This is a genomic window from Pseudomonas sp. B414, from assembly GCF_055408445.1.
Genome location: NZ_JBUZTQ010000009.1, coordinates 78,283 through 105,271, shown reverse-complemented (window position 1 = coordinate 105,271; position 26,989 = coordinate 78,283). Strand labels below are relative to the sequence as shown.

Annotated in this window: 20 protein-coding genes; 10 read left to right on the top strand and 10 right to left on the bottom strand. The window is 57.6% G+C overall.

Translation table 11 applies throughout. The features are described from left to right. Positions 1-17: 17 nt before the first annotated feature. Positions 18-431 (bottom strand): large-conductance mechanosensitive channel protein MscL, encoded by a 414-nt coding sequence (mscL, locus tag ACZRMH_RS10525; RefSeq protein WP_094999366.1) that lies wholly within the window; start codon positions 429-431, stop codon positions 18-20. Positions 432-713: 282 nt separating this feature from the next. On the opposite strand from mscL, the gene katB reads away from it, so the two are divergent. The 6 genes from katB (at position 714) to yjiA (ending at position 7,925) form a co-directional block, all read left to right on the top strand. Then, positions 714-2,255 (top strand): catalase KatB, encoded by a 1,542-nt coding sequence (gene katB, locus ACZRMH_RS10520; RefSeq protein WP_464013383.1) that lies wholly within the window; start codon positions 714-716, stop codon positions 2,253-2,255. A gap of 136 nt (positions 2,256-2,391) precedes the next feature. Continuing rightward, the gene (locus tag ACZRMH_RS10515; RefSeq protein WP_464013382.1) at positions 2,392-2,922 is read left to right on the top strand and encodes an ankyrin repeat domain-containing protein; all 531 of its coding nucleotides are present in this window, start codon (positions 2,392-2,394) and stop codon (positions 2,920-2,922) included. A 45-nt stretch (positions 2,923-2,967) separates the two neighbouring features. Further along, positions 2,968-4,335: a DNA repair protein RadA gene (radA, locus tag ACZRMH_RS10510; protein ID WP_019824057.1), complete on the top strand. Its 1,368-nt coding sequence runs from the start codon at positions 2,968-2,970 to the stop codon at positions 4,333-4,335. Between the two features lie 193 nt (positions 4,336-4,528). Beyond that, a complete protein-coding gene (locus ACZRMH_RS10505) occupies positions 4,529-6,595 on the top strand; it encodes a carbon starvation CstA family protein (RefSeq protein WP_464013381.1) in 2,067 nt (688 codons plus the stop codon). A gap of 15 nt (positions 6,596-6,610) precedes the next feature. Then, positions 6,611-6,808, top strand: coding sequence for a YbdD/YjiX family protein (locus tag ACZRMH_RS10500; RefSeq protein WP_003443968.1), 198 nt, complete (start codon positions 6,611-6,613; stop codon positions 6,806-6,808). Positions 6,809-6,956: 148 nt separating this feature from the next. Further along, the gene (gene yjiA, locus ACZRMH_RS10495; protein ID WP_464013380.1) at positions 6,957-7,925 is read left to right on the top strand and encodes a GTPase; all 969 of its coding nucleotides are present in this window, start codon (positions 6,957-6,959) and stop codon (positions 7,923-7,925) included. A gap of 61 nt (positions 7,926-7,986) precedes the next feature. Here the strand turns inward: yjiA and ACZRMH_RS10490 are convergent, their stop codons facing one another. From ACZRMH_RS10490 to ACZRMH_RS10465, 6 genes are all read right to left on the bottom strand, one after another. After that, positions 7,987-8,691 carry a GntR family transcriptional regulator gene (locus tag ACZRMH_RS10490; protein ID WP_464013430.1) on the bottom strand — a complete coding sequence of 235 codons (705 nt, stop codon included), beginning with the start codon at positions 8,689-8,691 and terminating at the stop codon, positions 7,987-7,989. 25 nt (positions 8,692-8,716) lie between these two features. After that, positions 8,717-9,421, bottom strand: coding sequence for a FadR/GntR family transcriptional regulator (locus ACZRMH_RS10485; RefSeq protein WP_464013379.1), 705 nt, complete (start codon positions 9,419-9,421; stop codon positions 8,717-8,719). Positions 9,422-9,459: 38 nt separating this feature from the next. Further along, positions 9,460-10,773, bottom strand: coding sequence for a C4-dicarboxylate transporter DctA (locus tag ACZRMH_RS10480; RefSeq protein ID WP_464013378.1), 1,314 nt, complete (start codon positions 10,771-10,773; stop codon positions 9,460-9,462). A gap of 511 nt (positions 10,774-11,284) precedes the next feature. Next, complete coding sequence (locus tag ACZRMH_RS10475) at positions 11,285-11,839, bottom strand: hypothetical protein (protein ID WP_464013377.1); 555 nt, start codon at positions 11,837-11,839, stop codon at positions 11,285-11,287. Between the two features lie 142 nt (positions 11,840-11,981). Beyond that, entirely contained in the window at positions 11,982-13,235 is a 1,254-nt protein-coding gene (glyA, locus tag ACZRMH_RS10470; RefSeq protein ID WP_095023422.1) for a serine hydroxymethyltransferase, read from the bottom strand. 98 nt (positions 13,236-13,333) lie between these two features. After that, positions 13,334-17,194, bottom strand: a complete 3,861-nt coding sequence (locus ACZRMH_RS10465) for a sensor domain-containing protein (RefSeq protein ID WP_464013376.1) — start codon at positions 17,192-17,194, stop codon at positions 13,334-13,336. Positions 17,195-17,459: 265 nt separating this feature from the next. Here ACZRMH_RS10465 and ettA point away from each other — a divergent pair, with 265 nt between their 5' ends. Beyond that, positions 17,460-19,121 (top strand): energy-dependent translational throttle protein EttA, encoded by a 1,662-nt coding sequence (gene ettA / locus ACZRMH_RS10460; protein WP_464013375.1) that lies wholly within the window; start codon positions 17,460-17,462, stop codon positions 19,119-19,121. A 363-nt stretch (positions 19,122-19,484) separates the two neighbouring features. After that, on the top strand, positions 19,485-20,822 hold the full coding sequence (gene gdhA / locus ACZRMH_RS10455) for an NADP-specific glutamate dehydrogenase (protein WP_464013374.1): 1,338 nt from the start codon (positions 19,485-19,487) through the stop codon (positions 20,820-20,822). A gap of 105 nt (positions 20,823-20,927) precedes the next feature. On the opposite strand, the gene ACZRMH_RS10450 is transcribed toward gdhA, so the two are convergent. The 3 genes from ACZRMH_RS10450 to ACZRMH_RS10440 form a co-directional block, all read right to left on the bottom strand. After that, positions 20,928-21,221, bottom strand: a complete 294-nt coding sequence (locus tag ACZRMH_RS10450) for a chorismate mutase (RefSeq protein ID WP_095018382.1) — start codon at positions 21,219-21,221, stop codon at positions 20,928-20,930. Between the two features lie 14 nt (positions 21,222-21,235). Then, positions 21,236-23,089, bottom strand: a complete 1,854-nt coding sequence (locus tag ACZRMH_RS10445) for an Lnb N-terminal periplasmic domain-containing protein (protein ID WP_464013373.1) — start codon at positions 23,087-23,089, stop codon at positions 21,236-21,238. Between the two features lie 78 nt (positions 23,090-23,167). After that, positions 23,168-23,659 carry a DUF3015 domain-containing protein gene (locus ACZRMH_RS10440; RefSeq protein WP_464013372.1) on the bottom strand — a complete coding sequence of 164 codons (492 nt, stop codon included), beginning with the start codon at positions 23,657-23,659 and terminating at the stop codon, positions 23,168-23,170. Positions 23,660-23,932: 273 nt separating this feature from the next. Here ACZRMH_RS10440 and ACZRMH_RS10435 point away from each other — a divergent pair, with 273 nt between their 5' ends. Together ACZRMH_RS10435 and ACZRMH_RS10430 are read left to right on the top strand one after the other, a co-directional pair. Beyond that, positions 23,933-26,371, top strand: coding sequence for a Lon protease family protein (locus ACZRMH_RS10435; protein WP_464013371.1), 2,439 nt, complete (start codon positions 23,933-23,935; stop codon positions 26,369-26,371). A 294-nt stretch (positions 26,372-26,665) separates the two neighbouring features. Beyond that, a complete protein-coding gene (locus ACZRMH_RS10430; protein WP_464013370.1) occupies positions 26,666-26,983 on the top strand; it encodes a PA4575 family protein in 318 nt (105 codons plus the stop codon). Positions 26,984-26,989: the final 6 nt, after the last annotated feature.

The following is a 26,989-nucleotide window of genomic DNA, read 5'->3' as shown; positions in this document are numbered from 1 at the left end:
TTGTTTATATTGAGCACTTATGGCCGGTTGTTTTGAACTTTAAGCAAGTCACGAATTTCGCCCAGTAGTTCCTCTTCCTTGGAAGGCAGAGGGGGTACGCTAGGCGCGACAGCCTCTTCACGCTTCAGGCGGTTGATCGCTTTTACACCCATAAAGATGGCAAATGCGACGATGATAAAGTCGATCACGCTCTGGATAAATTTACCGTAGGCCACGACCACTGCTGGCGCATCGCCAACTGCGGCTTTCAGCGTAATGGCCAGATCACTGAAGTCTACCCCGCCGATCAGCAAACCCAGGGGTGGCATAACCACGTCCCCCACAAAGGACGAAACGATTTTGCCGAATGCCGCGCCGATGATGATACCGACGGCCATATCGACCACGTTCCCTTTGACCGCGAAGGCCTTGAACTCACTTATCACGCCCATAGGTTATTCCTTGTTACAGATGAGGTTGGTGGGTGCAGTGTAAATCAGCATGGCGAATCATGCCTGCGCCGCTGATTGCTTGTGCCCGCACTAATCGACCCGCCCGCAGCGCAGAAGTTTTCAACAGGCCTTGAAGTGACGCCAAATACGCGATCAAGCCCTCCGATGCCAGACCTTTTTCTCAATGGCCAGCTTAAGACCTTTCTATTTAGAGTTTGCCCCGCAGGCCTCTAGCCTTTGCTCAGCGCCCAATTGCGCAACCAATAATCAGAGGACTTACGCATGACCACTCCCTTAGGCTTCGGAACGCTTTCACAGCGCCGCCTGCTATGTGTTTTAAGCGCCAGCCTGCTTTCGGTTTCGGCCCATGCTGCAACCTTGACCCGTGACAACGGTGCGGCTGTCGGTGACAACCAGAACTCGCAAACGGCAGGGGCCAACGGCCCGGTATTGCTGCAAGACGTACAGTTACTGCAGAAACTTCAGCGCTTTGACCGTGAACGTATCCCGGAGCGTGTCGTACATGCTCGCGGTACAGGCGCCCACGGTACCTTCACCGTCACCAATGACCTGAGCGACCTGACCAAGGCCAAGGTGTTTGCCAAAGGTGAAACCACCCCGGTGTTTGTGCGTTTCTCGGCCGTTGTACACAGTGCCCATTCGCCCGAAACCCTGCGTGACCCACGCGGCTTTGCCACCAAGTTCTATACCGCTGACGGTAACTGGGACCTGGTAGGCAATAACTTTCCTACCTTCTTTATTCGTGATGCGATCAAGTTCCCGGACATGGTTCACGCTTTCAAACCGGACCCGCGCACCAACCTGGATGATGACTCACGCCGTTTCGACTTCTTCTCCCATGTCCCGGAAGCCACCCGTACCCTGACCGAGCTGTACTCCAACGCGGGCACCCCGGCCAGCTACCGTGAAATGGACGGTAACGGCGTACACGCCTACAAGCTGGTCAACGCCAAGGGCGACGTGCGTTATGTGAAGTTTCACTGGAAGAGCCTGCAGGGTTTGAACAACCTTGACCCGAAACAAGTGACACAGGTTCAGGGCCAGGACTACAGCCATATGACCAACGATCTGGTCACGCACATCAACAAGGGCGACTTCCCCAAGTGGGATTTGTACGTGCAGGTACTCAAGCCTGAAGATTTGAAGACCTTCGACTTTGACCCGCTGGATGCCACCAAAATCTGGCCCAACGTACCTGAGCGCAAAGTCGGGCAAATGGTCCTGAACCGCAACCCGGCCAACGTCTTCCAGGAAACCGAGCAGGTGGCCATGGCTCCGGCGAATCTGGTGCCAGGCATCGAGCCATCTGAAGACCGTTTGCTGCAAGGTCGGGTGTTCTCCTATGCCGATACCCAGATGTACCGCTTGGGCGCCAATGCCATGCAACTACCGATCAACGCCCCTCGGGTAGCGGTGAACAATGGCAACCAGGACGGCGCCATGAACCTGGGCCACACCACCTCGGGTGTGAACTACCAGCCGAGCCGTTTGCTTGCGCGTGAAGAGCCGCAAGCGGCGCGCTACAGCGAAATGCCACTGTCGGGTACTACCCAGCAGGCGAAGATTCAGCGTGAGCAGAACTTCAAGCAGGCCGGTGATCTGTACCGCTCATTTAGCAAGAAAGAGCGTCAGGACCTGATTGAAAGCTTCGGTGGTTCGCTGGCGACAACAGACGATGAAAGCAAACACATCATCCTGTCGTTCCTGTACAAGGCTGACCCCGAGTACGGCACCGGCGTGACCAAAGTGGCCAAGGGCGACCTGAGCCGGGTCAAGGCACTGGCTGCCAAACTGGTGGATTAACCGCTGGCTCCCGCCCTTGTGGGAGCGGGCTTGCTCGCGATGGCATCACTGCGGTTACCAATCAGACCGCGGCGCGTGCATCGCAGGCAAGCTGGCACCCACAAGGGCTCAGGGGGTATTCAGGAGGACTGCATCCATGCGCATTATTATTTCCCTGGCCTTGTTGCTTGTCAGCGCCCTGAGCCAGGCCGAAGAGCCCGACGTCCAAACACAATTGCAGAACTACTATTTCGACGCAGCCCGCAGGGGTGACGTGGCCATGCTCGATACCTTTATCGAGTCCGGTTACACCCTCGACATTCAAGACAGCAAGGGCTACACCGCGCTGATCCTCGCGGCCTACAACGGCCAGCCAGAGGCGGTCGAGCATTTGCTTAAAGCAGGCGCCAATGCCTGTGTGCAAGACAAGCGCGGTAACACAGCTCTGATGGGGGCGATTTTCAAAGGCGAACTGAAAATCGCCCACCGTCTGATGGCGACCGATTGCAATCCTGACCAGCGCAATGGCGCAGGGCAGACCGCTGCCATGTACGCCGGCCTGTTCAAGCGGGTTGAACTGCTCGACGACCTGTCCCGTAAAGGCGCTGACCTGAATGCCGAGGATACATCGGGCAATACGGCCGCCCGGCTGGCCAAAGGTGAAATCCGCATGCCGGTGTCGCGCTGATCCAGCCTCAGTGGGCTATCATCGCGGTTTTTCCGTGGAGTTCAGATGGCCAAGCCCAAGCGCATTTACGGCTGCACCGAGTGCGGCGCAACCTTTCCCAAGTGGGCCGGGCAGTGCGGCGAGTGCGGCGTCTGGAACACCCTGGTGGAAACCATTGTTGAAAGCGGCGCCGCCGCGCCACCCAGTGGTCGTACCGGCTGGACCGGGCAGCAGGCCCAGATCAAAACCCTGGCCGAAGTCAGCATTGCTGAAATTCCGCGCTTCTCCACGGCTTCCGGCGAGCTGGACCGTGTGCTTGGTGGTGGCCTGGTAGACGGTTCGGTGGTGTTGATCGGTGGTGATCCCGGTATCGGCAAGTCCACCATCCTCCTGCAAACCTTGTGTCAGATGGCCACGCGCATGCCTGCGCTGTATGTCACCGGCGAAGAGTCCCAACAGCAAGTGGCCATGCGCGCCCGGCGCTTGGGGTTGCCGCAGGACCAGCTCAAGGTTATGACTGAAACCTGTATTGAAAACATCATTGCCACTGCCAAGCTGGAAAAGCCCAAGGTCATGGTGATCGACTCGATCCAGACCATCTTCACCGAACAACTGCAATCGGCGCCCGGTGGCGTATCGCAAGTGCGCGAAAGTGCGGCATTGCTGGTGCGATATGCCAAGTCCAGCGGTACGGCGATTTTCCTGGTGGGCCACGTGACCAAAGAAGGCGCGCTGGCGGGGCCTCGCGTGCTGGAGCATATGGTCGATACCGTGCTGTATTTCGAAGGCGAGTCCGACGGTCGCCTGCGCTTGCTGCGGGCGGTGAAAAACCGTTTTGGCGCAGTCAATGAGCTGGGTGTATTCGGCATGACTGACAAGGGGCTGAAAGAAGTCTCCAACCCCTCGGCTATTTTCCTCACTCGTGCTCAGGAAGAAGTCCCTGGGAGCGTAGTGATGGCCACTTGGGAAGGCACCCGCCCGATGCTGGTGGAAGTGCAGGCCCTGGTGGACGACAGCCATATGTCTAACCCGCGCCGGGTGACTCTGGGCCTGGACCAGAATCGTCTGGCCATGTTGCTAGCGGTCCTGCATCGCCACGGTGGTATTCCTACTCACGATCAGGATGTGTTTCTGAACGTAGTAGGCGGGGTCAAAGTTCTGGAAACTGCCTCTGACCTGGCGCTGATGGCTGCCGTGATGTCCAGTTTGCGCAATCGTCCGTTGCCCCACGACCTGCTGGTGTTCGGTGAAGTCGGCCTGTCAGGTGAAGTGCGGCCGGTGCCAAGCGGCCAGGAGCGGCTTAAAGAAGCGGCTAAACATGGCTTCAAGCGCGCCATTGTGCCCAAGGGCAACGCCCCTAAAGAGTCGCCACCGGGCCTGAAAGTGATTGGCGTGACCCGTCTGGAACAGGCGCTGGATGCGTTGTTCGAGTAGGCTTTCAAATGTGTAAAAAAATCTGCAAGGGTTGATTGCGAAACCTGGTCAGCGTGCCGGGGCAGACAGCGGCGTTGCACAGTAAAAATCCGCAAAAGAAGGCTCTAGACCAATGTTGGGGGCTGGTCTTTAGAGCCAAGAGCGCTAAACTCCGGAAGCAGTCTTTCTTGTCCAACTGGCCGGAATTAAAAAAATGAATAATAAAAATAGCCTGCTACGCCACATTCCGTGGCTGCTGCTGGCAATTGTAGGAGCCTGCGCCCTTGGCGTAGTGGCATTACGCCGGGGCGAGGCGATCAACGCCTTGTGGATCGTAGTGGCAGCTGTTGCCATTTATCTGGTTGCTTACCGTTATTACAGTCTGTTTATCGCCACCAAGGTGATGCAACTGGACTCCAGCCGCGCAACGCCTGCGGTGCTCAATAACGACGGTCTGGACTATGTGCCGACCAACAAACACATTCTCTTTGGTCACCACTTTGCCGCCATCGCTGGCGCTGGTCCTCTGGTCGGCCCGGTATTGGCCGCGCAAATGGGCTACCTGCCGGGTACGCTATGGCTGATCGCCGGTGTGGTGCTGGCCGGTGCGGTACAGGACTTTATGGTCCTGTTCATGTCTACTCGCCGCAACGGTCGCTCTTTGGGCGATATGGTGCGCGAGGAAATGGGCAAGGTGCCTGGCACCATCGCACTGTTTGGCTGCTTCCTGATCATGATCATCATCCTCGCGGTGCTGGCGCTGATCGTGGTCAAGGCCCTGGCCGAAAGCCCGTGGGGCATGTTTACGGTGATGGCAACCATCCCGATCGCGATGTTTATGGGCATTTACATGCGCTACATCCGCCCGGGCCGCATCGGTGAAATCTCCATTGTCGGCGTGTTGCTGCTGCTCGGTTCCATCTGGCTGGGGGGCCAGATTGCGGCGAGCCCGGAGTGGGCGCCGGTGTTCACCTTTACCGGTACGCAAATCACCTGGATGCTGATCGGTTATGGCTTTGTTGCGGCAGTGCTGCCGGTGTGGCTGGTATTGGCACCCCGTGACTACCTGTCGACCTTCCTGAAAATCGGCACCATCGTTGCCCTGGCAATCGGCATTCTGGTCACCATGCCCGAGCTGAAAATGCCCGCGCTGACCCAGTTCACCGATGGCACCGGCCCGGTCTGGAAAGGCGGCCTGTTCCCGTTCCTGTTCATCACCATTGCCTGCGGTGCGGTATCGGGTTTCCATGCACTGATTTCCTCGGGTACCACACCCAAACTGCTGGATAACGAAAGCAACGCCCGTTACATCGGTTACGGCGGCATGCTGATGGAATCCTTCGTAGCCATTATGGCGATGGTTGCTGCTTCGGTGATCGAACCGGGCGTGTACTTTGCCATGAACAGCCCGGCGGCCATCGTCGGCGGTGATGTGGTGACTGTGGCCCAGACTGTTAGCAGTTGGGGCTTTGCCATTACCCCGGATGCGCTGACCGCGCTGGCCAAGGATATCGGCGAAACCACCGTACTGGCCCGTGCTGGCGGTGCTCCGACACTGGCGGTGGGTATCGCCCAGATCCTGCACAACGTGTTGCCGGGCGAAAACACCATGGCGTTCTGGTATCACTTCGCCATTTTGTTTGAAGCCCTGTTTATCCTGACGGCGGTTGACGCCGGTACCCGTGCCGGTCGCTTTATGTTGCAAGACCTGCTCGGCAGCTTTGTGCCTGCACTCAAGCGTACCGAGAGCTGGGGCGCCAACTTGCTGGCCACCGGCCTGTGTGTGGCGATGTGGGGTTACCTGCTGTATCAGGGCGTGATCGACCCACTGGGCGGTATCAACACCCTGTGGCCGCTGTTCGGTATCTCCAACCAGATGCTGGCGGGTATCGCGCTGATGCTGGCGACCGTTGTGCTGATCAAAATGAAGCGTCAGCGCTACATTTGGGTGACCATGCTGCCAGCGGTATGGCTGCTGATCTGCACCACTGTCGCAGGCTTTATCAAGCTGTTCGACGCCAACCCGGCGGTCGGCTTCCTGGCCCTGGCTGACAAGTACAGCACGGCACTTAAAGCGGGCCAGGTAATCGCCCCGGCGAAAAACATCGACCAGATGCAACATGTGATCATCAACGCCTACACCAACGCCGGTCTGACCGTGCTGTTCCTGTTCGTGGTGTTCAGCATTCTGTTCTTTGCGATCAAAGTGGGTGTCGCTGCATGGGGCAGCAAAGAACGTACGGATAAAGAGTCGCCGTACCAAGCCATGCCGGATGCTTGATAGAGGATTGCAACCATGTTCAATGACCTGAGTCGCCTCGGTAAATACCTCGGTCAGGCCGCACGCCTGATGGTCGGCATGCCCGACTACGACAACTACGTCGAGCATATGCAAACCAAGCACCCGGACAAGCCGGTAATGACCTACGAGGCGTTCTTTCGTGAACGCCAGGAGGCGCGTTACGGCGGCAAGGGCGGGCCCAAGTGCTGCTGATCCGTTAGCGGGGCACCGGGCTTAAGTCTGTGGGAGCGGGCTTGCTCGCGATAAGGGCGGCGCGGTGTGTCAGTCACACCGTGTCGCCAGAATCGCGAGCAGGCTCGCTCCCACATTTGTTTTGACGTTATTTTTAAGGAGGCACTGCATGACCTCTCCAATCCCCGTCACCATCCTCAGCGGTTTTTTGGGTGCCGGTAAGACCACCTTGTTGCGCTACCTGCTCAAGGCCGAGCACGGCCTGAAAATCGCCGTAATCGAAAACGAATTCAGCGATGCCGGGATCGACACCCAACTGCTGGGCGACGAGCCGGTACAAGTTATGACCCTGGCCAATGGCTGCGTATGCTGCACCATCCACACCGACCTGACCAAAGCGCTGTACCTGCTGCTTGAACGCCTGGACAGTGGTGAGATCGCCTTTGACCGCCTGGTGATCGAATGCACCGGCCTGGCCGACCCGGCGCCGGTGGCGCAAACCTTCTTTATTGATGAAGAACTGCGTGAGCGGTATCTGCTGGACGGCATCATCACCCTGGTAGACGCGGCTCACGCCGATGTTCACCTGAGCCAGACTATCGCCCAGGCGCAAATTGGCTTTGCTGACCGACTGTTGGTGAGCAAACGCGATCTGGTGGATGACGCCTGCTTTGAGGCTCTGAGCGAACGCCTGACCCGTATCAACCGCCGTGCGCCGATTCGCGTGGTTGAGCACGGCAAGATTGACCTGGCTGAGTTGCTTGATGTGCGCGGGTTTAACCTCAACGCAGACCTGGGTGGTGGCCTGAGCTTGCGCCCGGTGCAGCCTGCGGCGTCCATCGACCGTATTTCCAGCCTGGTGCTACGCACTGATAAACCGCTGGATATCGACAGCCTTAGCGCCTTTATGAACGAACTGCTGGAAGAGCACGGCAAGCAATTGCTGCGCTACAAAGGTGTACTGAGCATTGCCGGTGAAGATCGCAGGCTGGTATTTCAGGGCGTGCTCAAGCTCTACGGCTTTGATTGGGACACCGAGTGGGTCGCAGGTGAAGCGCGTGAAAGCGTGATGGTGTTTATTGCTGATGATTTGCCAGAAGCCAAGATTCGCGAAGGCTTTGCCCGGCTAGGGGCTTGAGTGATGGCTGACCCTCACTCTAACCCTCTTCCTCCGGGAGAGGGTTAGGGGCTTTTAGCTATCACAGAAGAGTTAACCCTTTGATCTGCGCTACTGGCGTGCAACGAAGTACCACATCATCCAGATACTGGCTCATCAGCTTCACGGCGGTTGTTTCATCTTGCGCTTCAACCGCTTGGGCAATCGCCGCCTGTTGTTGCCATGTACCAGTCAAGACCGTGTCATGGTGTGCAATCGCCAGTGACGTCAGGGGCACAAGATTGCCCAGGAAATACGCCAGCGGCGCATTCCCGGCCATCTGTGCCAGGTGCAGATGAAAGGCCCCTGCCAAACGAATCGCCGCGCCTCGAAAGTTTTGCGTCTCTGATTGATGCTGGCTTTCAAGCAACTGCTGCAGATGTTGCAAGTCGTTCTTTTGTGGCTGCCTGCAGGCCATGGGAATCAAGGCCATTTCAGTCAGTCGGCGGGCATGCAGGGCTTGTCTGATTTGCTCGCCAGTAGGCGCCGCAACCCGTGTGTGAGCATTAGCGTGCATCGTGATGATCTGCTGATAAGACAACAGTGAAAGCGCATCGCGAACTTGTGCGCGGCTGGCGCCAAACATCTGCCCCAAACCCTCTTCGGTCAGCCGGCAGCCGGGAGGCAGGCGTTGCTCAACAATGGCGTCGAGCAAGCGGGTATAAATGTCATCTGCCCACTGTGTGCCGGTTTGAGACGGGGGGCAGGGCAGTGATGTGCAGGGTTGTAGCAAAGCGAATGAATTCATGGCCGGTCTCCGGTTTGAAACGTATTCAGCTGCCCAGGTTGTCGTCAGGAATATTGAGCTCGATACCCATACGCTGACCTTCCCGAAGAATATGGCGGCGCATTTCGGCACTGGCCAAAGCGCTGTTTTTTGCGCGAATGGCACGTACCACTGCCTCGTTTTCTTCAAGCCGCTCCGCCAGATGTTCCGGTGAGTTGCGCAGTACTTGCGCACTTTGTTTGAGGGCGTTGCTGGTTTGTTGCACCACACTCTGGAAAATCGGGTTGGAGGTCAGGTTAAAGAGTTCTTCGTGAAACGCGATATAGGCGTTGACCCCGGCTTCGCTGTCATTTGCCTCCAGGGCTTCGCGCATGTCCATCAGGGTCAGGCGCAACTGCCCCACTTCCTTGCTGCTGATCGATTGTGCGACCAGCCCGACAATAAAGGGCTCAAGGGTGTAACGCAGTTGCAGCACGTCTTCCAGGCTTGCGTCGGCAACCGCATGCTCCTGGCTCTGGGCGATGCCAGCATGGGTTTGCAGCACCACTACACCCTTGCTCGGCATCGTGCGCACCAAACCCAATGTTTCCAGCACAATGATCGCTTCGCGCAGGCTGGGGCGGCTAATACCCAGCTTTTCAGCCAGTTCCCGTTGCCCGGGCAGCATTTCCCCGGAGCGCCATTCACCTCGTGCCAAGGCCGCCCTGAGTTTTTCTACGACTGAATTTACAACGGTTGACGAGGTGATCACGGTTCGCTCCATGGGCAACATAAACGTTTAAAGAAAGGTCAAAACTCTCGCGGCCCGACAACGACCACAGGCTTGAGCGGTTGGAAGGTGTACCCCGCTTGGCCGGACAGCACTTTATTGGCGCGCTGCACATCAATATCCTTTTCCCAGCGAGCGATGGCGACTGTGGCGACGCAGTTACCAATCAGGTTAGTCAGCGCCCGACCAATGCCCATAAACCAGTCCACCGCCAGCACCAGCACCAGGCCCACCACCGGAATCGCCGGGATGGCGGTCAGGGTAGCGGCCAAAATCACTAGGGCCGAGCCGGGTATGCCGTGGGCGCCTTTGGACGTGATCAACGACACCAGCAATATGGTCAGTAAATCGGTCATGGCCAGCGGAGTACCGGTAGCGTTGGCGATAAAGACAATGGCCAGTGTCAGGTAAATCGAAAACCCGTCGAGGTTAAAGGAGTAACCGGTCGGAATCACCAGGCCAACCGTTGAGCTGCCGATACCCAAATGCTCAAGCTTGCGCATGATTTGTGGCAAGACTGCATCGGATGAAGCGGTACCCAGCACGATGGTCAGTTCTTCGCGCAGGTACTTGAGCAGGGGCCAGATACGCAGGCCGGACACGCGCATGACCAGCCCCAGAATCACTGAAACAAAGGCTGCACAGGTCAGATAAAACAAGCCCACCAGGCTACCAAGATGTTGCAGCGAATCCAGGCCATATTTACTGGTGGTAAAGGCGATGGCGCCGAACACACCGATAGGCGCCAGGCGCACAATCATGCCCATGATGCGGAAGATGACATGGCTCAGCTCATTAATCAGTCGCGAAATGCCGGATGCGGCCTCGCCAACCAGATTCAATGCGCTGCCGAACAGTACTGAAAACAGCAGCACTTGCAGGATATTGTTGTCTGCAAAGGCGCCAATCACAGAGGTCGGAATCAAGTCCATCAAGAACTGGGAAGTGGTGTGCATCTGCTCGCTGCGTTGGGCTAAATCGCCCATGTCCGCCCTGGACAGCTCTTCAAGATGGATATTGGCACCGTGGCCGATGCCCGTACTGAAGGCGAAAACCAACCCGATAATCAGCGCGATAGTGGTGAGTACTTCAAAATAAATCACGGATTTCAAGCCAATGCGCCCGACCTTTTTCAGATCCCCCGCGCCGCTGATACCGCTGACCACCACACAGAAGACAATCAGCCCGATCAACATCTTGATCAGTTTGATAAAGCCGTCGCCCAAGGGCTTGAGTTGAGCGGAGTACTCGGGGAGTGTCAGGCCACAGACAACGCCTAGCAACAGTCCGATTACCACCTGGAAGAAGATTGAGCGCGAGCACCATCTGATCATGGGAGGAATCCTGGCAGTGTTCTGACAGCGGTGCGTCGGGGGCAGTGGCTGCAGAACTTAATTATTGTGGTCTTACCGGTATGTCCAGTTCGTGATCAGTGTAGGTGGGGATTTTCGTGGTTTGCAAGTGAATATTTAGACATGAACCAATCCGGTCTTACCGGTTGTGCTTAATACCGCGGGCTTGAGCCTTTTCTTGAAAAAAATGGTTTTGGATGAGGCGTAGGAAAGCGTGGTGGTGTTTACCCGGCTGGGGCCCGAGTGATGGCTTTTGATTTTTTGGCCTCACGGAAATAGCAGGTTTTTCGCACAGCTTTGCCAATTGCTGCGTCACAAGCTCGGCGCCTATAGTCAGTGGGCTGCCACCTGTTGAACGTATTGGGCTGGCGTTTGCAGCCCATACATTTTGTGGGAGCGGGCTTGCTCGCGATTCAGGCGATGTGGTTTTTCAGATACCCCGAGTCGATACCATCGCGGGCAAGCCCGCTCCCACAGAGAAAATGATTGAGAGTTAATAAGGCACGTTTCTTTCAATAACACTTAAAAGAAATATCATCTTATGGTTTTCGGTCGTTTCTCCCAGATACACGTAGGGCGAACCCTTGTCTCTCTTTGCGCCGATATACCTGTTGTTGTGGGTTTTTAGTGTGATGAGTGTATGAGCTTTGCTTAAAGTGCTCCCTGTAATCACCGTATTGTTGGGATCAAGTAATGTGAAATTAAGAGGGTCTTTAAGTGTCGGACTTCTCGCGTAGAGTGCGTCCGTATGGTTTTTTGCCAGTCTGTGCCGGTCATAACGGCCGGTGTGTTTAATATGTATTTCATATCCCATGGTGGTATGCCGGAAGTAAAGCTTGAGCGGGGCTTTTACCCCGCCCTTAGCATGGGGCTCAATGCCAATGGCGCCTGAGTCGTCTCTGGTCTGCGGCTTGCCGGAGTGGAAACCACCGCTGCCGAGCAAGTCAGTCACTATTACGGGCTGGCCATACAGTGTCCCTAGAAGATGAAGATTATGGTTCGGTACTTGTAAGGTGGCGATAAAGGATTGTTGAGTGTCGTTAGCCATTGTCTGAACTCTGCTGTTGATGATAAACATAAATTTCAGACTAGGTTGTAATGGCTCTGAGGCGATGGCTTGTATGTTTCAAAATAAATGGGCAATAAAAAGCCCGGCTTGAAAGCCGGGCTTCTTGTTCAGCTATTTACAATTAGTTGCCGTATACCGGCAGCTTGGCGCAAATGGCTTTGACTTTCTCGCGAACGGCGTCGATAACGGCTTCGTTGTTGATGTCAGCCAGGATGTCACAGATCCAGCCAGCCAGTTCACGGCATTCTTCTACTTTGAAGCCGCGAGTGGTAACAGCTGGGGTACCGAAACGCAGACCCGAAGTAACGAACGGGGAGCGTGGATCGTTCGGTACGGAGTTTTTGTTGACGGTGATAAAGGCTTTGCCCAGAGCGGCGTCAGCGTCTTTACCGGAGATTTCCTGCTTGATCAGCGACAGCAGGAACAGGTGGTTTTCAGTACCGCCCGATACCACGTCAAAGCCGCGCTCGATAAATACCGAAGCCATGGCCTGCGCGTTTTTCACCACTTGTTGCTGGTAAGCCTTGAACTCTGGTTGCAGAGCTTCTTTGAAGCACACGGCCTTGGCGGCGATAACGTGCTCCAGCGGGCCACCTTGCGAACCCGGAAAAACAGCCGAGTTCAGCTTTTTCTCGATGTCGGCGTTGGCCTTGGCCAGGATCAGGCCGCCACGTGGACCGCGCAGGGTCTTGTGGGTAGTGGTAGTCACTACGTCAGCAAATGGAACCGGGTTCGGGTAAACGCCAGCAGCCACCAGACCGGCTACGTGAGCCATGTCGACGAACAGGTAGGCGCCAACCTTGTCGGCGATTGCGCGGAAGCGTGGGAAGTCCAGAATCTGCGAGTAGGCAGAGAAACCGGCCACGATCATTTTTGGCTTGTGCTCAACAGCCAGACGCTCGACTTCGTCGTAGTCGATCAGGCCATTGGCGTCGATGCCGTACTGGATGGCGTTGTACAGCTTGCCCGAGGACGAAACGCTGGCGCCGTGGGTCAGGTGACCGCCGTGAGCCAGGCTCATGCCCAGGATGGTGTCGCCAGCCGACAGCAGGGCCAGGTAAACGGCGCTGTTGGCCTGGGAGCCGGCGTGCGGCTGAACGTTGGCGTAATCGGCGCCGAACAGCTCTTTTGCACGATCGATAGCCAGTTGCTCAACCACGTCTACGTATTCGCAGCCGCCGTAGTAGCGCTTGCCTGGGTAGCCTTCGGCGTATTTGTTGGTCAGAACCGAGCCTTGAGCTTCCATGACCGCTGGGCTGGTGTAGTTTTCCGAAGCGATCAGCTCAATATGTTCTTCCTGGCGCTGAGCTTCTTGCTCCATGGCGGCAAAAAGGTCGGCGTCGAACTTGGCAAGTGTCAAATCACGGCTGAACATGGCGGTCCTCAAGGATCGGGGGCAGAAAAGGAGGGCATTCTAACTCAATGGGTTTTATCTGGCATATGAATGCGATTCACGGTGACCAGATGCATGCTTCAAGCTTGCAGCCCATCACTTGCCGCTTGTAGTTGTTTCACAAGCAGATGAGCCGGCATCGGCCGCCCGAACAGGTAGCCTTGCACCTCGTCGCAGCCGTGCTCGCGCAAGAAGTCCAGTTGCTCGTGGGTCTCCACGCCCTCGGCAATCACCGCCAGGTTGAGGCTGTGGGCCATGGCAATAATAGCCCGGGCAATCTGCGCGTCTTGCTCGCCTGAGGGCAGGCCGTCGACAAAGGTGCGGTCGATTTTCAATACGTCGATGGGGAATTGCTTGAGGTAGTTGAGCGACGAATAGCCGGTGCCAAAGTCATCCACAGCAATGCTCAGACCGAGGTTTTTCAGGCTGGCGAGAATATGCAGGGCTTCGCTGACTTCGCGCATCAGGATACTTTCGGTCAGTTCAAGCTCAAGGCAGGCAGGGGGCAGGCCGGTTTGCTTGAGGATAGTGGCGATGCGCGTACCCAGTTGGCCATCGGAAAACTGGCGCGCCGAGATATTCACCGAGACTTTGGGCACGCGCACTTTGGCCTGGTGCCAGACCTTGAGCTGACGGCAGGCCTCGGCCAGCACCCAGTCGCCCACTTCCACCACCAGCCCCAGTTCTTCGAGTACCGGAATAAAGTCGCCGGGTGGCACCAGACCGCGCCTTGAATGGTTCCAGCGCAGCAGCGCCTCGACTCCGGTCAGGCGCTTGCCGTCGCCGCTGAATTGCGGCTGGTAATAAAGAATGAATTCTCGCTGTTCCAAAGCGTGGCGCAGGTCACTTTCGAGTTCAAGGCGCTCCAGGGCGCTGGCGTTCATGTCCGCCTGATAGAACTGGAAGTTGTTTTTGCCGCGCTCTTTGGCGTGGTACATGGCGGTGTCGGCGTTTTTCATCAGTTGGCTGAGTTCGTTGCCGTCTTGCGGGCTCAGGGCTATACCAATACTGGCTGTAACGAAAAATTCACGACTTTCGAGTACAAAAGGTTTTACCAGGCTGGCGAGAATTTGCTCGGCCACGCTGATGGCCCGGTTGAGGGCCTGTTGACGGGTGGTGCGCGGTTGCAGGAGGAGGGTGAACTCGTCGCCGCCCATGCGCGCCACGGTATCGTCGTCGCCGACGCAGGCCAGCAGGCGGATGGCCATGTCCTTGAGCATGCGGTCGCCTGCGGCGTGGCCCAGGGAGTCGTTGATCGGTTTGAAACGGTCAAGGTCGAGGAACATCAGTACCACCCACGACCTGTTGCGCTCGGCCTGTTGCAGCGCGGTGTGCAGACGGTCCTGAAACAGGGTGCGGTTGGGCAGGTGGGTCAGGGCGTCGTAATAAGCCAGGCGGTGAATCCGCTGTTCGCTGGCCTTGCGCTCACTGATGTCGCTGAAGAAGCACACATAGCTGGCCAGGTCGCCCTCGTCATCGAGCACCGCGGTGATGCCGACCCACGCCGGGTAGTGTTCGCCGTTAAGGCGCTTGAGCCAGACTTCACCTTCCCAGGTACCGTGTACATGCAGTTGCTTGAGTACATAGGTCAAGTGCGCGCGCTGCTGGGCATCGACGGTCAGCATGCTCGGTAATTGGTCGAGCACCTGTGCGACGGCGTAACCGCTAACCCGGGTAAAGGCTTCGTTGGCTTGTACGATATAGCCTGCGGGATCGGTAATCAGAATGGCCGAGGTGGAGTGTTCGAATACCGTGGCGGCCATGCGCAGGTCTTTTTCGGCGCGGCGCTGCTGACTGATATCACGGCCAACACCGAGTATGCCTTCAAAGCCATCGTTTTCATCCCACACCAGCACCAGGCGCAGCTCAATGGGCACCTTATGCCCGTCAGCGCGCAGGCAGTCGAGCAGGTAGACCTGGGTTTGTACCTGGGCACGCAGGGCCGACAGCTGTTTGGGTTTATCCAGCGCCCCACGGATGCGCTCGATCAGGCTGTAGATGCCTTCGAGCTGTTGCGGGGTGGCGATGATCGATTGCCAACCGTTGTTGAATACCCACTGCGCCTCGTAGCCCAGTACGGTCTGTATGGAGGGGCTGAGGTAGTTCATGCGCAGCTTGCTGTCGGTGGAGAAAATCACATCGCTGATGCTTTCGGCCAGCATCCGGTAGCGCTGCTCGCTGTCGCGCAAGGATTCGCTGGCTTCAATCTGGTCTGTGATGTCCTTGGCCACCCCGACAATACGTGTGACCTGATCGCCGGTGTCGCGGGCGAAGGCCTGTTCGCGAATATCAAAGCGTCGCCAGCTGCCGCGCTGATGGCGAAACCGCAGCTGGCATTGCATCAGTTGCTTGTAGCCGTCTTCACGTTGCTGTGTGCGCAAGTGGTGATAACGCTCGGCGTCTTCGGGGTGCAGCAGTAATTCCCAGAAGTAGGCGCCCATTTCCTGCAGCTCGATGGCGCTGTAGCCCAGGGTCTGGCCGAGGTGATGGTTGCTGAAAATGATCCGCTGGCTGATCACATTCTGTACATAAAGGTGGTCAGGGACGGTGCGCACCACATCTGACCAAAAGCTCTCGCGTTCTTGCAGCGACAGCTCGATCAGCTTGCGGCTGGTGATATCGCTGAGGCTGAGGATGACCGCGTGGTAATCCTGCGGGTCCACGGGCAGACGCAGTACCAGCCATAGATGCTGATCGCGACCGTTGGCATCGGTCAGCTTTATTTCCATTTCCAGCTGCTGCTGTTGATCCAGCAGGGCTTCGACTAGCTGATAGCCAATGGCCGAACTTGTTTGTGGGCAACCGTCGATCAGTTTGCGCCAGGCGTCTTCACCGGATTGGACCTCAAGCAGTTGCATCGCCATCTGGTTCACTTCGGTGATGCGCAATTGCTCAAGCAACTGTCGACGGTGCTCGGGGTAATTGCTTAGCCATAGATTGAGGGCGTCTTTGTCGCGTAATTTTTCGCGCTCAAGAAACCCCGGCAAACTGGCCAGATCGAGCACGCACAGGGCCACGCCGGTGCTTTCAAAAATATCGTGATAGCGCCGGCGCCCTTCATGCAGCTGGCGTTGGCGGCGGCGCATGTTCAGCAGCGCAATGATGGGCAGCAACGAAAACAGCAGGCCAAGCAGGCATTTGCCGATCAAACCGGGCAACAGTCGCTCGACCGCCTGCTGTTCATTGAACAGGCCGCGCAGTTGCCAGTCGCTGTGGTTGATGGCGGTCAGCAGTACGGTGTCTTCTTCATCGGCCGGGCTCAGGGTGCTGGCCGGGGTGATGTTCTTGTCCGTTCGGCTGAGCACTTTGCGGGTCTGGCTGTTTTCCACCAGCCATTGCGGGCGCTGGCTGCTGGCGTTTTGATGGGTCAGATTTTGCAGCAGGTCCGGGCTCATGCGCATCAGCCAGTAACCATCGTTGGCACCGCTGGGCTGGCGCAGCAACATATAGATGATGCTGGCGTCTGCATTGTTGCTGAAGAAATAGCCGTCGGTGCGGTTGCGTGCGGGGTTGTTCTTGACCCAGTCAGTCAGGAAGGCGGCGTCGGGGCTGGTGCCATTGCTGTCGAGCAATACCTGGCCACCAGGGCTGAGCATGGCCAGGCTCTGCAGCGAGGGCAGGGACTGGCGCAGTTGCTTGACCAGGGCCTGTTGCTGGCTCAGGTTTTTCGGCGACTCTTCTACGGGCAGCAGGTTGAGGGCTGTTTCGGCCCGCAGGGCCATGCTCAGGCCGATGTGGTCGGCCAGGTCGGCGCTGTAATTGATGCTGGTCTGGCGCTCTTGCTGGAGCGTTTCGCGAAATTGTTCAATCAACAACCAGAACAGCATCGCCAGTAGCAGCAGAACCAGCGCTGCCAAGGCACTTTTTAGCGTTCCGCGCACAGGCGACCCCAGTAATGGGTTGGACACTTTGACGATAGTGGGCGCGGTGACATTGGGCAACTTGTGATCCTGCGATTTGGCGGCACTGGCACCAGGCCCCTCGAGACGCCCAGAGGGCGCCTAGCATGCCTTGGGTTGTGGCAAAGTGCCAGCCCTCTGGTCTGCACTGGTTTGCCCTGCCTCGCGCATTCAGGTAGATTCGGGCGTCTACATTTGTGCTTTTCTGCGAGCAGGCATTGATCTCGATCAGTCCCTGACTTTCTGCTATGGCCTGATCCGGGCATAGCTCGCGCCTTATTCACCCGTCACTGACCCTAGGTTCTCCATGGCTCAATACGTTTTCACCATGCATCGGTTGGGCAAAGTTGTGCCACCGAAGCGGGAAATCCTGAAAAATATCTCCCTGTCGTTTTTCCCTGGCGCCAAAATCGGCGTACTGGGCCTCAACGGTTCGGGTAAATCCACCCTGTTGAAGATCATGGCGGGCGTTGATACCGAGTTCGAGGGCGAAGCCCGTCCGATGCCGGACCTGAACATCGGTTACCTGCCGCAGGAACCACAGCTGGATCCAAACAAGACTGTACGCGAAGTGGTGGAAGAAGCCGTGAGCGTGATCAAGGACGCTCAGGCGCGTCTGGATCAGGTTTACGCCGAATACGCCGACCCGGATGCCGACTTCGACAAGCTGGCAGCTGAGCAGGCCAAACTCGAAGCCATCCTGCAAGCGGGCGACGGTCATAACCTTGAGCGTCAGCTGGAAGTCGCTGCCGATGCGCTGCGTTTGCCGGCCTGGGATGCCAAGGTCGAGCACCTGTCGGGTGGTGAGAAGCGCCGTGTGGCCCTGTGCCGCCTGCTGCTGTCGGCCCCGGACATGCTGCTGCTCGACGAACCGACCAACCACCTGGATGCCGACTCGGTAGCCTGGCTGGAGCAATTCCTGCACGACTTCCCGGGTACCGTGGTTGCGATTACGCACGACCGTTACTTCCTGGATAACGTGGCAGGCTGGATTCTTGAGCTTGACCGCGGCGCGGGCATTCCTTACGAGGGCAACTACTCGGGTTGGCTGGAAGCCAAGTCCGATCGTCTGGCTGCCGAATCCAAGCAGCAGTCGGCCCATGAAAAAGCCATGAAAGACGAGCTGGAATGGGTGCGTAAAGGCGCCAAGGCGCGTCAGTCCAAGTCCAAGGCTCGTCTGCAACGTTTCGAAGAACTGCAATCGCAGGAATTCCAGAAACGCAGCGAAACCAACGAAATCTACATCCCGGCCGGTCCGCGCCTGGGTGACAAGGTTATCGAGTTCAAGAACGTATCCAAGGGTTACGGCGATCGCGTGCTGATCGACAACCTGTCGTTCGCCATGCCTAAAGGCGCCATTGTTGGCGTGATCGGCGGTAACGGTGCCGGTAAGTCGACCCTGTTCCGCATGTTGATGGGCAAAGAACAGCCGGACTCGGGCAGCATCGAAGTCGGTGACACCGTGCAACTGGCCTGCGTGGACCAGAGCCGTGACGACCTGGACGGCAGCAAGACTGTGTTCCAGGCAATTTCTGATGGTTCCGATGTGATCCGTATCGGTAACTACGAAATCCCGTCGCGTACCTATGTAGGTCGTTTCAACTTTAAAGGTGGCGATCAGCAGAAGTTCGTCAAGGACCTGTCCGGTGGTGAGCGTGGTCGCCTGCACCTGGCCCTGACCTTGAAAGAGGGCGCCAACGTGCTGCTGCTCGACGAACCGTCCAACGACCTTGACGTTGAGACCCTGCGTTCGCTCGAAGAAGCCCTGCTGGACTTCCCTGGCGCCGCCATTGTGATCTCTCACGACCGGTGGTTCCTTGACCGCGTCGCGACTCACATCCTGGCGTACGAAGACGACTCGCAAGCGATCTTCTTTGAAGGTAACTACACCGAGTACGAAGCTGACCGTAAAAAGCGCCTCGGCGACACCCAGCCGCACCGTGTGCGTCACAAGAAACTGGCCCAGTAAGGGCGGTTTGCTACACAGGACGGAGCCCCTCGGGGCTCCGTTTTTTTTCGAAAAATAATACTTCCCCTGTGGGAGCGGGCTTGCTCGCGATTCAGGCGCCGCTGTATGTCTGAAGTACCGGGGTGATGCCATCGCGAGCAAGTCCGCTCCCATAAGGGAATAGGGAATGCGTTTTTTCTGGTGCGAAACTGGGTACAAGAAGTATTTTTTTGGTGCGCAAAAGCCCCGAAAATCGGCGCGATTTATATAAATGCACCATTTAAATTCAGAACTGCGACATTTTGCGCTGTCGCGGTGCCACATGAATTGATAAAGTTCCGGTCAATCTCCGTTTAACGACAATAAATTTGCCGAGAATTAACCATGATCGAATCCGTCGACCAGTTCCTTGCCCGCCTGAAAAAACGTGACCCGGACCAGCCTGAATTCCATCAGGCCGTGGAAGAAGTCCTGCGCAGTCTGTGGCCGTTTCTTGAAGCCAATCCGCACTATCTGACTTCAGGCATTCTTGAGCGCATTTGCGAACCTGAGCGTGCGATCGTGTTCCGCGTTTCGTGGGTCGATGACGAAGGCAAGGTGCGGGTCAACCGCGGCTTCCGGATCCAGATGAACAGCGCCATTGGCCCATACAAGGGCGGTCTGCGTTTCCACCCTTCGGTGAACCTGGGGGTTCTGAAATTCCTGGCCTTTGAACAAACCTTCAAGAACTCCCTGACCTCGCTGCCTATGGGCGGCGGTAAAGGTGGCTCGGACTTCAACCCCAAGGGCAAGAGCGACGCTGAAGTCATGCGTTTCTGCCAGGCCTTTATGAGCGAGTTGTATCGCCATATCGGTTCGGATGTTGATGTGCCAGCGGGTGATATCGGTGTCGGCGCCCGCGAAATCGGCTTTCTGTTTGGCCAGTACAAGCGCCTGAGCAACCAGTTCACTTCCGTGCTGACCGGCAAGGGCATGAGCTACGGCGGCAGCCTGATTCGCCCTGAAGCCACCGGTTTCGGTTGCGTGTACTTCGCCCAGGAAATGCTCAAGCGCAGCGGCCAGCGCATTGATGGCAAACGCGTAGCGATCTCGGGTTCGGGCAACGTGGCGCAATACGCTGCGCGCAAAGTCATGGACTTGGGCGGCAAAGTGATCTCGCTGTCGGACTCCGAAGGCACGCTGTACTGCGAGGCCGGTTTGAGCGACGAGCAGTGGGACGCGCTGATGGACCTGAAAAATGTCAAGCGTGGCCGTATCAGCGAGCTGGCCGGGCAATTTGGTCTGGAGTTTCTGGCAGGTCAGCATCCGTGGAATCTGGCGTGTGATATCGCACTGCCTTGTGCAACCCAGAATGAACTGGACGCTGAAGCTGCCCGCACGCTGCTGAAAAATGGCTGTGTGTGCGTGGCTGAGGGCGCGAACATGCCGACCACGCTGGAAGCGGTCGACCTGTTTATCGAGGCCGGTATCCTGTTTGCGCCGGGCAAGGCTTCCAACGCCGGTGGCGTGGCGGTCAGTGGGCTGGAAATGTCGCAAAACGCCATGCGCTTGCTGTGGACGGCGGGCGAGGTGGACAGCAAGTTGCACAACATCATGCAGTCGATCCACCATGCGTGCGTGCATTACGGCGAAGAGAATGGCCGGATCAACTATGTAAAAGGCGCGAATATTGCGGGCTTCGTCAAGATAGCCGACGCGATGCTGGCCCAGGGCGTGGTGTAAGCCCATCCTGTGGGAGCGGGCTTGCTCGCGATTCAGGCGACGCGGCAAAGCAGGAACACCGCGTCGATACCATCGCGAGCAAGCCCGCTCCCACATTTGGGCTGTCTATTTTGCAAGCGTCTTGTGTTCAGCCAGTTCCTGTTCGATAAAGGCCGCGATCATGGCGCGGTAGACGCTTTCAGTGACGTCCGGGTTGGCGCCCAGCTCATCGGCCAACGTCCGTACCTTGCCAATCACCTGCTCAACCCGCTGCGGTGCCCTGACCGCATCACTGTCTTTCTTGAAACGCGCTGCTTGCGATACATAGGCGCCGCGCTCGGCAATCAAGCCGACAATCTGCCGGTCCAACCCGTCGATTTTCTCGCGCACCTGCTCAAGGGAATCACAATTAACGACCATGTCTTGAAAACTCCTTAGTAGTGATACCACTTCAATTCCAGCATCACTTCGTTGATTGGTGTGCTCAGTTTACTGAACTCACGTTGAGCGCTCAGGCGTACACCCAGATTTCGCGAAACTTCCCATTGCTGGTTCAGGCTCAGGCTACGGCGTACTTCACCGTTGGTGAAATAGTCTCCTTTGGCTTCCAGGCTGAGGTTGCCCACCGGGTTACGCCAGAGAAGCCCGGTGTTAAAACCCGCAGCGGGTGACACAAAGGCGGCGAAGTCGTTGTTGTGCTCTACGCGCAGGGTACCCAGGGCAAAGCCAAGCACGTTTTCACCCAGTTGCCAGGTACCGCCTGCGCCACCATTGACATGGCTGACCAGATTTTCGTCGCCATGCTTGCCCAGTACCCGCTCCAGCCCTCCGCCTACTTGCCAGGACCAGGGTTGCAGCAGCTCATTACGCGGGGTCAGGGAGCGGATATTGGCCAGATCCAGCTGCTGGACTTGCCACTTGTTGCCTTCGTACTGGCGCAGTTTGAGTTGCAGGATTTCAATCTGCGCTCCCAGCGGAAAGCCCGGCCCGTTGTCGTTGAGATCGTGGTAGGCCATGCGCAGGCCGTATTCGGCAAAGGCCTTGTCGTCACGGCTGCCCGCGCCCAGTTGCCAGGTGCGCGACTCGTGGCCGTTTTCGGGCAACTCTGGTTTCTCGACCTGCAATTGCGGCGCCGGGTTCTGGTTGATGGCCCGTAGCAGTTCAAAGCTGCGTTGCGAGCGCGCAGGGTCGCGCTCCAGGCCATTGGCGCGGTAGCGTTCAAGGCGATAGGCCGCGTCAATGATCAGTGCCTGGCGTGCTTTGGGCAGCGCCTTGAAGCTGGGGTTTTGCAGTTGGGCCTGATCCGCGCTGACCTGCAAGACCCATTGCTGTTCTTCCGGGTCCAGGGCTTTGGCCCGGTCCAGCAGCTCACGCTCTCGGGACGGGCGGTATTCGATGCTTTCTACCAGCCCGGCTTCCTTGACCGCTTTTACGGTGTCGGTGGGGATCGCAGTCAGCGGGAACTGGCCGGTCAGTTGCAAGCCGGGGCGAGCCACTTGCAGCAATTCGAGCAGACGATACGAGCAGTTTTCGTCAAAGAAGAAATAGTCGAACTGGATCTGCTTGAGTTCCCACACATGCTCGACCATGCGTTGGGTTTCTTCGGGTGTCAGATTAAGGCGGTATTCCCACAGATCGCGGTTTTCCAGGCTGCGGTATTCCGAGAGTTTTTCCTGGTAGGGCACCAGCGCGAACAGGCCGGGGTAGCCACCGGCCAGGCCCTTCCAGGCGTACAGAATGCTGTTGTCGGAACCTTCGATATAGGCGCCGAAGTTGATCGCGTAGCTGAGCAGGGCGGTCTTGTTGTCCTGCACATCGGCCTGGTCGATCCGCAACAGGGTATGGCCGAACATCGAGGACGGGCTGTTGAGGTAGGCCGCCGGGAAAATCATCACCGTGCTATGAGGCGCTACGTCTTTGAACCACTTGCTGAACTCTGCACATTCGGCCTGGGGCAGGTCGGTCAGGTTCAGTTGGGCCTTGAGCCAGCGGGTGCGGGCCGGGTACACGCACTGCGGGTGTTTGTCCCCAAGGTTGAGGGGTGCATACAACGCCTCGACGGTGGCGCGCAGTTCGGCGTCCGGGTGGTGGGCACCGTCAGGGGCAAGAAAGAATTTGTCGTCGCTGACATAGCTGCGCCAGCCACTGAGCTTGCCGGCTTCGTAGTGGCCCAGGGAGATCCAGAACGGGTCGTTGGCCAGCTGCTGCACACGTTGATTGTCGAGGTTGGGCGCAGCATACAGCGGGGCGCAGGCACAGAGCGCCAGGTAGGCAAGGCGTTTGAGCATGTTCGGCAACTGTTGTCAGACAAAGAGGGGTAGAGCAGGAGAATACCCGCTCCCAGAGGAGCGGGCAGGTCTCATTTACTACGCAGCAGTGGCGGCGTATTTAGCCAGGCGTGCATCGCCTTTGAGGATGGCCAGGGTGTTGCTGTGGACATCTTCAGCCGTTACATCGGCCTTGCTGAAGATTTGCTGGAAGTGCTCGTGGGTGACGGCAGCGAAATGCTCGCGGTCTTCAGGGGCGACGCCCAGTACCACCGCGTAGGTGGTCAGCGCTTCGCCATTGCCTTTGGCCATGTCTTCGGACAGCTCGTTCATCATGCCATTCATGGCAATCCACGATTTGCCGCCGTAGGTCAGGGCGTCCTTGGTGGTACAGCCGTTGGTGCCGGAGGTCATGCCGAAGGTGGCGTTGCCGGACGTGCCGTTGGTGGTGGATGCCAGGAAGTGGGCAGGCGTGCCGCGCTGGCCCTCAAACAGCATGTTGCCCCAACCGCAGTTCGGGCCGCCCGGTGCCTGGGCCATGGCATTGAGGGAAACAACTGTAAAGAGAGTACCGAGAAGAATCCGTTTCATAAGCTTTGTTCTCTATAGGTGTGCAACCAATGGACAAGGGTTTCTGGCCCTGAAGCGCCAGTACGAGCCGGTTATGCCTTCCAGCCGCGTAACAGCTTGGAGTCTAGGCACGATCGGCAGGTTCCGTGACTTTTTGTAAAACAATCTCTGTTGGCACACATTTTTTCCCCTTAAACACTGGGGCTCGAGCTTTCCCGTGTTGTACGCCTTGCCAGTGATGTGCGGCCAGCGCCAGAATGCTGCCATCTGCCCCGCCCGATGTAAGGAAGCCCGATGCCTGATTCTGTTGCCACCAGCTTGCGTCTAGCGCCTGATGCGCTAACCCGTCCTTTTTCTGCTGAACAGTTCAGCTTCTCGAACACCAATGATCTGGAACCTTTTCGCGGCATTCTCGGCCAGGAACGTGCGGTCGAAGCCTTGCAGTTCGGCGTGGCCATGCCACGTCCGGGTTACAACGTTTTTGTGATGGGCGAACCGGGTACCGGTCGCTTCTCATTCGTCAAACGCTACCTCAAGGCCGAAGGCAAGCGCCTGAAGTCGCCGAGCGACTGGGTCTACGTCAATAATTTTGACGAGCCACGCGAGCCGCGAGCCCTGGAGTTGCCTTCGAGCAGCGCTGGCGCCTTTATTGGCGATATCAACCATCTGATCGACAATCTGCTGGCGACCTTCCCGGCAGTGTTCGAGCACCCGACTTATCAACAGCGCAAAAGCGCGATCGACCGCGGCTTCAATCAGCGTTATGACCGTGCGCTGGATGTGATCGAGCGCCTGGCCCTGGAAAAAGGCGTGGCGCTGTATCGCGACAGCAGCAACGTGGCATTCACTCCGATGAGCGATGGCAAGGCGCTGGATGAAGCCGAATTTTCGCAATTGCCTGAAGCCGAGCGCGAGCGTTTCCATGAGGATATTTCCGAGCTGGAAGAGCGGCTGAACGAAGAACTGGCCAGCCTGCCGCAATGGAAGCGTGAGTCGAACAATCATCTTCGCCAGTTGAACGAAGAAACCATCACCCTGGCCCTGCAGCCGATGCTGTCGCCGCTGTCGCAGAAGTACGCCGAAAACGGTGCGGTCTGCGGCTATTTGCAGGCGATGCAGGTTTACTTGCTGAAAACCGTGGTCGAGCAGTTGGTCGACGACAGCAAGTCCGACGCTCAGGCGCGCAAGCTGCTCGAAGAGCAATACCTGCCCAGCCTGGTAGTGGGCCAGCCGCTGAGCGGCGGTGCACCGGTGGTGTTCGAGCCGCATCCGACTTACGACAACCTGTTCGGCCGTATTGAATACAGCACCGACCAGGGCGCGTTGTACACCAACTATCGTCAACTGCGCCCGGGTGCCTTGCACCGCGCGAATGGCGGCTTCTTGATTCTTGAAGCCGAGAAGATGCTCAGCGAGCCGTTTGTATGGGATGCGCTCAAGCGCGCCCTGCAATCGCGCAAGCTGAAAATGGAATCGCCGCTGGGCGAGATGGGCCGCCTGGCGACCGTCACCCTCAACCCGCAAGTCATTCCCTTGCAGGTCAAGGTAGTCATCATTGGTGCCCGCCAGCTGTATTACACCCTGCAGGACCTGGATCCGGACTTCCAGGAGATGTTCCGGGTGCTGGTGGACTTCGATGAAGACATCCCTATGGTCGACGAGAGCCTTGAGCAGTTTGCTCAATTGCTCACCACCCGTACTTCGGAAGAAGGCATGGCGCCGCTGACCGCCGATGCGGTGGCGCGCCTGGCGACCTACAGTGCACGTCTGGCCGAGCATCAGGAGCGGTTGTCGGCGCGTATTGGCGACCTCTTCCAACTGGTCAGCGAGGCGGATTTCATTCGCCACCTGGCAGGTGATGAAATGACCGACGCCGGGCATATCGAGCGTGCCCTCAAGGCCAAGGCCACCCGCACCGGGCGTGTTTCAGCACGAATCCTGGATGACATGCTGGCGGGGATCATTCTGATCGATACCGATGGTGCAGCTGTAGGCAAGTGCAATGGCCTGACCGTGCTGGAAGTGGGCGACTCGGCCTTTGGTGTACCGGCGCGGATTTCCGCCACGGTGTACCCGGGTGGTAGCGGTATTGTCGATATCGAGCGTGAAGTTAACCTTGGTCAGCCGATTCACTCCAAGGGCGTGATGATTCTGACCGGGTACCTGGGCAGCCGTTATGCTCAGGAATTCCCGTTGGCGATTTCGGCCAGCATCGCGCTGGAGCAATCCTACGGTTACGTAGATGGTGACAGTGCGTCGCTGGGTGAGGCTTGCACGCTGATCTCGGCGCTATCGAAAACGCCGCTCAAGCAGTGTTTTGCCATTACCGGCTCGATCAACCAGTTTGGTGAAGTGCAGGCGGTGGGCGGGGTCAACGAGAAAATTGAAGGCTTCTTCCGACTCTGCGAAGCGCGTGGTTTGACAGGCGAGCAGGGCGCGATTATCCCGCAGGCCAACGTGGCAACCTTGATGCTGGACGAGAAGGTGCTGCAGGCGGTGCGTGATGGCAAGTTCCACGTCTATGCAGTACGCCAGGCCGATGAGGCATTGAGTTTGCTGGTGGGTGAGCCTGCCGGTGAACCGGATGCAGAAGGCCAGTTCCCTGAAGGCAGCGTGAACGCTCGCGTGGTTGAACGGTTGCGGGTGATTGCGGAAATGATCAACGACGACGAGCTCAAGGAAGCCGAAAAGGAGTTGCTGGCTGAGGCGCTGGCGGCCAAAAAACCGGCTTGACTGTTGCTGAGTCAACTGTGGGAGCGGGCTTGCCCGCGATGGTATCGCCTCGGTTTGCCAGACAGACCGAGTTGTTTGCATCGCAGGCAAGCCAGCTCCCACAAGGGGCCTGCTAGTCAATTGGCCTGTGCTTCCCACAAAAACAAAGTCGCCAACGGATCAGGCCGTTGGTCATTGGCGACTTTTCTTATGTGTTATTTCTTCTATTCTGATGGCATGGACTCCACTGTCGTCACTGGAACGATGCAGCCCGTAGTCTGCGGCTGAAGACAGGCTCTACCGAGGGTAGCCGTCATGTCGCGCAACCTTTGCCTTACTCGCCAATGCTTGGGCCTGGTGACCCGTATTGAATGCAGCATTCGACCGCTGGCAGGCAATAACGGTATGTGGACGCTGCTCTTCGCTGCCGGTCTGGCAGGCGAACAACCCTCCACAATCAAGGCGCAAGGCCCATTTCCCGGCCCGTTCGTGGCCGAAACCATCCTTGAATCAATCGTTGAAAGCCTGACGCTGCATGGCTATGAAGTCGCCAATGATCCGCAGATCTGGTGCCTGCATGTGCAGGCCCAGTTGCGTCAGATCAATGGCGGGCGTTGTCACGCCTCCCGTTAGGCTACG